Genomic DNA, 6,439 nt, shown 5'->3' with positions numbered 1-6,439 from the left:
TCATTGCAGAAAGGGAAAACAAGAGCGTCAAAGAATTTATCAGTTGGTCGCGTAACCGTGATCCCATGAGCGTGGGATGGGAATGGAATGTAAAAGACGGACTTTACCATCCGGTGAAATAATTTCAACTGTCTCCGCAATAGGGTTCATTTAAGTCCCGATAGTAATTAGCGATCGCTAAGATGTAGGTGGTTGCGACAATAACAGAATAACAGTCTGTATTTAAACCCGTGGCAAATGCAAAGCACTACTATCACCGGGGCGAATATGAATATAACCTGCCGTTGTGGAAATATCAGCGTGACCCATTGTTTGCTGGATTAACGGAACTGGAGTACGCATCTCAGCATTGTGCGTCGCATGGCTGTGCCTGAGCCAATGACAACTAACTTTCTCCATCAGCCCCGCCCGTTCAGCTGCATCTTTAATAATAGGATCAACATTTTGACGATGGAGCGGCTTATTTTTCCCGTTACGACTCTTGAAAACATAAGCATCCTTGGGCGCGTCCTTCCTGTAATCTATCAATTCCTGCCACAGATATTCCGGCAGTAAAATGTGACGGGACTTGTTCCCTTTACCCATAACGGTAATTTGTCCGGTCAGATCCCGTGGCGTAAAGTCCTTCCACCTTAGTCCGACTAACTCCGACACCCGCAACCCAGCCACATATAAAAGCTTTAATATCAATAAATCCCTAAGTTGTTGAGCTTTATAACGATACTTGGCTCGTTCGGTGAGGCGAATCATCAAAGCGATGTCAGTTAAAGTCAGCACCTTTTCATGCAATCGCTGGTCAAGTTTTTTTAACTTAATCGCAGCACCGGGGTTTACCTTGATATAACCCGTCTTGTAAGCAAATGTTAGCAAACTTTTGACTGCCGCCATATAGGTTTTGATAGTAGGCGCTGCCAAACCCCGGTTATGCAAATATTCAGAAAACTCCACCATATCCTCGACAGTCGTGTGAGCGATCGCCTTCCCTACCCCTGCCAGAAATCCGGTGAACTGCGCCGCATACCGCAGATAACATTTTTGGGTACTTTGAGGCTTATCATGCAGCCACAGTTGAACTAAGCGCTGTTGGGCATCGACTGGCGCTAAATGAGCTAGTTGCCTGCCTCTGGGTTTGACTACTACTACTGGTGTCATAATTATCGCGGATCTGAAACAGACAAAAGGCTAATTTTGTCTCCTTCATATCAATACACCCCTTTGGTGACACCAAACCACAACAGACCAATTTCTTCACCAAATCCACTCTTGCGATCGCAATCTCACTCGATTCACTAAAAAGTTACGCCAAAACAGTGCCATTACTTAGAGCATTTGTATTTTCCGCCTCACACCCACATAAATACCAACATTCTTATCAACCCCCTTTGCGATCGCCATTAAATAAGCTGATGATATCGATTTTGATATCAAGTATCAATGCAAAGCGACATGTCTCCTGGCTAAAATTTTCCCGTCGACGGGAAAACTGAGTTGCTCTGCAAAGTATCCATAAAATACTCAAACGAATTCATCAAGTCAGCTTTGGCAGATCCGAAGTGGGACGTGGAAGGAAAACCGTAAGCCCTAAATGTAGCGACCTGCAATTATAAATCACCCAACCTGCAATCATCGTTGTTTTCAGCCAGAATTATTTGCAACTATAATTTCATGTGAGCCAGGATTAAATGCAACCAGCCTGCAATCATCCGTTTCGACCAGGATTAATTGCAAATAAGCTCAACACTTTACTAGGACTGAGTTTTCAGTATTGACAGGAATAGGTATTGAAACTCATCTCAGAATTTGATAGGTTAACTTTGAATTCAAAACCCAAGTTTTTTAGCTGGTCTTTTCTGGGGGGTTATCTGACATACTCTCTCACACTCGTAGATTTGTAGACAGCATTCAACAATAAATTTCTACCTCTGCAATGAGATGTTTGTAGAGGTAGAAGCACTTTTAATTGCCGATTCCACTTTTTTCTAACAACGTAGAATCAATAGTTTTCGCTCTTAATTACACCGTTTGACCGCCATCAACGACCAAGGCGTGCCCGACAACGAAGGAAGACGCATCCGAACACAGCCAGACCACGGCATTGGCGATCTCTTCGGGCTGTCCCATCCTTCCAATCGGTTCCTCTGAGATTACCTGTTCTCGTCCTTCAGGAGTGCCGCCGGTGAAGCGATCCATCATCGACGTGTCGATATAGCCAGGACAGACGGCGTTGATGCGGATGTTCTGCGAGGCGTAGTCGAGAGCCGCCGACTTGGTGAGTCCGATCAAGCCGTGTTTTGCGGCGGTGTATGCGGCTCCGCCCTTGATGCCTATGACCCCAGCGCCCGATGATGTGTTCACGATCGCGCCGCCCCCTTGCTTGAGTAGCAGCGGGATTTCATACTTCATGCACAGAAAAACGCCGCGCAGGTTAATGTTGACGATCCGATCCCACTCTGACTCTTCGATTTGGGCTGTTGCTGCATTCTTCTGCTCCACACCGGCGTTGTTAAAGGCAAAGTCCAGCCGCCCGAAGGTTTCGATGGTCTTGGAAAGAGCCGTTTTCACGTCCTCGGCTTGCGTCACATCGCACTTGATGGCGATCGCTCGGGAGCCGAGTTGTTCGATCATGTGTGCCGTTTCTTGATTGCCCTGTTCTGAAACGTCGGCGACCACCACATTAGCGCCTTTACGGGCAAACGCCAGCGCCGTAGCTCGACCGATGCCGTTCGCTGCTCCGGTTACAAACGCAACCTTTCCCATATAGTTTCCATTCTCGTTCGTTGTCATTTTTTAACTCCTAACTTTTATTCCAATCAAGATTTCTGAAAGCCGTCATTTCGCGTCAGCTTTATATTCCTCGTCCGTCACAGGCTTGAGCCAATTCACCTGACTGTCGCCTTTGTAGTTGGTAATTACAACGTGCGTCATCCTGCTTTCGGGTGATGCGCCGTGCCAGTGTTCAATGTCGGGATTGCAAAGAATTACATCGCCTTTGTTAATCGTTTTGATGGGTTTGCCTCTTTCTTGATAAAGCCCTTTGCCCATCGTCACGAGTATAGTTTGTCCTGCCGGATGGTTGTGCCAGTTTGCCCGTGCGCCCGGCTCGAAGGTCACACTGGCGATTGAAAAATTATTGTTTTCGGTTTTTGGAGCGAGTGGCTGCACATAAACCGTTCCCGTAAAAGTTTCCGCCGGGGCTTTTTCGCCCTTCGGAAAAATCGTGTTTTCAGTTTTATTTTCCGCCTTTTCTATTTTTGTTTGCTCCGTATTAGCCGATTGCTGATTGCTGCATCCAACGGCTAAAAAAAGTGCCACGCATAATACCAATCCGATTGTTATATTTTTCATAATTTTATTCTCCCGGTGATTACTCTAATTCAAACGTCACCGTTACGTTTCCTGATCCTACTGCGGCTTCAAGCCCTGAAGGATCGTCCATCCGTCCGAGTTTTGTATAACTGTATTGCGTCGGAAATGTTTTATAGAAAAGCACTAAGGTATTGTTTCCCCAAACCATCAAATCGCCTTTGTTGATTGTTTTGGGATTGGAAGAGTCGGTCGGCAAATTGTTCGAGAAATCATATTTTTTCTCGTTGCCGTTCAGTTCATCCATCTTCAGCGTCAACGGCAGCATCGCTTTGAAAGCGTTTGCCGTCGCACTGTCAAAGAGTGTGGCATTGAAAGTCTTTGACCCGATTTTAATCTTCATCTTATTGCCTTTAGTCTCGTTGGCAGCATTACTGCTTTGATTATTAATATTCGTATTACCAGCAAATCCCGATTGGTCTTGACTGCAAGCGACGGAGCTGCCGAAAAGAAATGTTGCTGAAAACATCATTACGATTAAGAATTTCATATTGCTCATTCGTCTTTTTTGAAAGTGAAACGACTTCTTGGTTTCTGCTTCCTGATTACTTTAGATTCGTTTTGAAAAAGCCTTCCAGCTTGTCAAAAGGAATCAGATCGGTTTTGTCGTATAAATCAACGTGTCCGGCATTCGGAACAATAACCAGTTCTTTCGGTTCGGCTGCACGTTTGTAAGCATCCTCACTAAATTCTTTTGAGTGAGCCTGATCACCCGTAATGAAAAGCATCGGACGAGGGGAAATCGTTTCAATGTCATTGAACGGATAAAAGTTCATAAACTTAGTGTTACTGCTCAATGTCGGATGCGTCGTCAGTTCCGGCGACCCTCCTTTTGGAGTGTATTCACCTCGCGGAGTGCGGTAGAATTCATAAAATTCACGCTGAATAGGATGAGTGTTTTCATCCAACTTATGAACAGTCCCGCCCGTATATTTGGTTTCGCCGCCGGTAAACTCTGCGTAACGCTGCTCCGCAGCCTCAGCTATAAGTTTCTTTCTCTGCTCTAGGGTTTGCGAATGGTTAAGTGCATTTCGGTTGGCTGCTCCCATATCGTACATACTGACAGTTGCGATCGCTTTCATTCGCGGATCAATCTTAGCGGCACTGATCACAAAACTTCCGCTACCACAAACTCCAATTATTCCGATTCGGTTTCTGTCAACAAATGGACGGGTGCCAAGAAAGTCAACTGCTGCACTGAAATCTTCAGAATAAATATCAGGCGCAACAGCGTTGCGTGGTTCGCCTTCACTCTCTCCCCAAAAAGACAAGTCAACAGATAAAGTCACAAACCCTCGTTCAGCCATATTTGCAGCATACACGTTGGCACTTTGTTCTTTTACCGCTCCCATAGGATGCCCAACAATGATCGCCGAATGTTTTTTATTCTGATCTAAATTCTTGGGAATAAATAGATGTCCCGCAACATTCATTTTGTATTGGTTTTTAAAAGTAACCTTATACATTGCAACGTTGTCGCTTACCTTAAAAGTTGTATATCCATTTGGTGTTATTTGTTCCATTTGTTTTGTTTTTTCTGATTGTCCTTTTTGTTCTGTTTGTGTGTAAAATTGCCCGCTTATCATAGGAGCTATCATCGCTAAAATTAATATATATTTCATATAATTTCTCCCCTTTTGATTGTGAGATTTACAGATTGAAATTGTTGCTCTATTAATCTTAAATTTCTCCAAATATCAATCTGGTTTTATCAGCAGCGTTTCTACCGTTTGCTGTATGAGTTCAATTATGCGGGCGTGAAAACGGATAGCGTTAGGACGTTCATTGAAAAAAACCGGACAATTCTCCAAAAAATCGCTATGCAACGTGCTGAACAGAAACAAAATGTTTAATATAAATTTATGAACGCAAAAGAAGCAGAATTTGAAAAGCGAAAGATGCAGATCAATCGGGAGGATCTGATCGAAAGAATGATTCGTCTCGCTCCCGAAAACAGCCTTTTGGAAGTGTTTCCGGGCATTTTCATATATCAATCGTCGAAACCGACCGAGAGCCAGATATCCGTATTAAAGCCCGCCTTCTGCGTCATCGCGCAGGGCAGCAAGGATGTGCTTTTGAACGATGAATTATTTCACTACGATTCCGGTCATTACTTAATCTCGACCCTTGATTTGCCGATTATGAGTAATGTCGTCGAAGCGTCCGAGGAAAAACCTTATTTGAATCTTCGGATAGACCTCGATCCGGCACTTGTGGCTGTGGTGATGATTGAATCCGGCATCGAAACTAAAAAAAGCGGCACCGGAGTCAAAGCGATGGATGTCAGCCCGGTTGATGCCGATTTGCTGGAAGCGGTCGTCAAATTGGTGAAACTATTTGACACGCCGGACGAAATGAAGTTTCTCGCGCCGCTCATCATCCGCGAGATCATCTATCGGCTTTTAAAGGGAAAACAGAGCGCACGCCTGGGTCAGCTTATCACTACGGAAGGTGACGCACAGCGCATCTCCAGGGTGGTCAAGCAAATCCGCGAGAACATTGATCAGCCGATGAAAATCGAAGATACAGCCCGCGAACTCGGCATGAGCGTGTCAAGCTTTCACCAACATTTTAAGTCCGTCACGGCGATGAGTCCTTTACAGTTCCAGAAACAAATACGGCTTCAAGAAGCGCGCCGTCTGATGCTTGGCGAAAACATGGACGTGGCGATCGCCAGCTTTCGCGTCGGTTACGATGACCCGTCTTATTTCAGCCGGGAATATAAAAAACTATTTGGTATTCCCCCGCATCGTGACATCGCCAAGCTGCGTAGCAATTTAGGGCAATAAGAATTGGACAGGTTTATTGGGAGCATCCCTTTATGTGCAAAAAGAGGGTAAAACGCCGATTTTATTCGTGAGTGTTTATCGTGAAGGACAAGGGGACTGTACATCAACACTTTTAATTCTGGAGAATTAAAAGTGTTCAATCCCTAATTGTAGCGAACTGCAAACATCCAGCGATAAAACTGCAAACAAGGCGATTTTGAAACCACATTAATTGCAAATAAAGGGGGTCTCAAAACCACAATAATTGCAAATGAAACTGCAAACATAATTTTCAAACTGCAAACAAG

Annotated in this window: 6 protein-coding genes; 1 reads left to right on the top strand and 5 read right to left on the bottom strand. The window is 44.7% G+C overall.

Annotated features, from left to right (window positions below):
- Positions 1-222: 222 nt before the first annotated feature.
- The 5 genes from VE944_RS09045 to VE944_RS09025 form a co-directional block, all read right to left on the bottom strand.
- The gene (locus tag VE944_RS09045; RefSeq protein WP_324975432.1) at positions 223-1,152 is read right to left on the bottom strand and encodes a tyrosine-type recombinase/integrase; all 930 of its coding nucleotides are present in this window, start codon (positions 1,150-1,152) and stop codon (positions 223-225) included.
- An 861-nt stretch (positions 1,153-2,013) separates the two neighbouring features.
- Positions 2,014-2,784, bottom strand: a complete 771-nt coding sequence (locus tag VE944_RS09040; protein WP_324975429.1) for an SDR family oxidoreductase — start codon at positions 2,782-2,784, stop codon at positions 2,014-2,016.
- A 45-nt stretch (positions 2,785-2,829) separates the two neighbouring features.
- Entirely contained in the window at positions 2,830-3,345 is a 516-nt protein-coding gene (locus tag VE944_RS09035; RefSeq protein WP_324975426.1) for a (R)-mandelonitrile lyase, read from the bottom strand.
- 19 nt (positions 3,346-3,364) lie between these two features.
- Positions 3,365-3,862 carry a cyclophilin-like fold protein gene (locus VE944_RS09030; protein WP_324975424.1) on the bottom strand — a complete coding sequence of 166 codons (498 nt, stop codon included), beginning with the start codon at positions 3,860-3,862 and terminating at the stop codon, positions 3,365-3,367.
- A 46-nt stretch (positions 3,863-3,908) separates the two neighbouring features.
- Positions 3,909-4,985, bottom strand: coding sequence for an alpha/beta hydrolase (locus VE944_RS09025; protein ID WP_324975421.1), 1,077 nt, complete (start codon positions 4,983-4,985; stop codon positions 3,909-3,911).
- A 240-nt stretch (positions 4,986-5,225) separates the two neighbouring features.
- Between VE944_RS09025 and VE944_RS09020 the strand changes: the two genes are divergently transcribed.
- Positions 5,226-6,152, top strand: a complete 927-nt coding sequence (locus tag VE944_RS09020) for an AraC family transcriptional regulator (RefSeq protein ID WP_324975418.1) — start codon at positions 5,226-5,228, stop codon at positions 6,150-6,152.
- The last annotated feature ends 287 nt before the right edge of the window (positions 6,153-6,439 follow it).

The sequence above is a fragment of the Nostoc sp. genome, from assembly GCF_035638895.1.
Classification (GTDB): domain Bacteria; phylum Cyanobacteriota; class Cyanobacteriia; order Cyanobacteriales; family Nostocaceae; genus Nostoc.
Note: the sequence above shows the minus strand (reverse complement) of the source record. Positions and strands in the feature narration are given on the sequence as shown.

Excerpts from the sequence above, each read along its gene's own strand:
- VE944_RS09040 (WP_324975429.1), bottom strand. The coding sequence starts at position 2,784 with ATGACAACGAACGAGAATGGAAACTATATGGGAAAGGTTGCGTTTGTA.
- VE944_RS09025 (WP_324975421.1), bottom strand. The coding sequence starts at position 4,985 with ATGAAATATATATTAATTTTAGCGATGATAGCTCCTATGATAAGCGGG.
- VE944_RS09045 (WP_324975432.1), bottom strand. The coding sequence starts at position 1,152 with ATGACACCAGTAGTAGTAGTCAAACCCAGAGGCAGGCAACTAGCTCAT.
- VE944_RS09030 (WP_324975424.1), bottom strand. The coding sequence starts at position 3,862 with ATGAGCAATATGAAATTCTTAATCGTAATGATGTTTTCAGCAACATTT.
- VE944_RS09035 (WP_324975426.1), bottom strand. The coding sequence starts at position 3,345 with ATGAAAAATATAACAATCGGATTGGTATTATGCGTGGCACTTTTTTTA.
- VE944_RS09020 (WP_324975418.1), top strand. The coding sequence starts at position 5,226 with ATGAACGCAAAAGAAGCAGAATTTGAAAAGCGAAAGATGCAGATCAAT.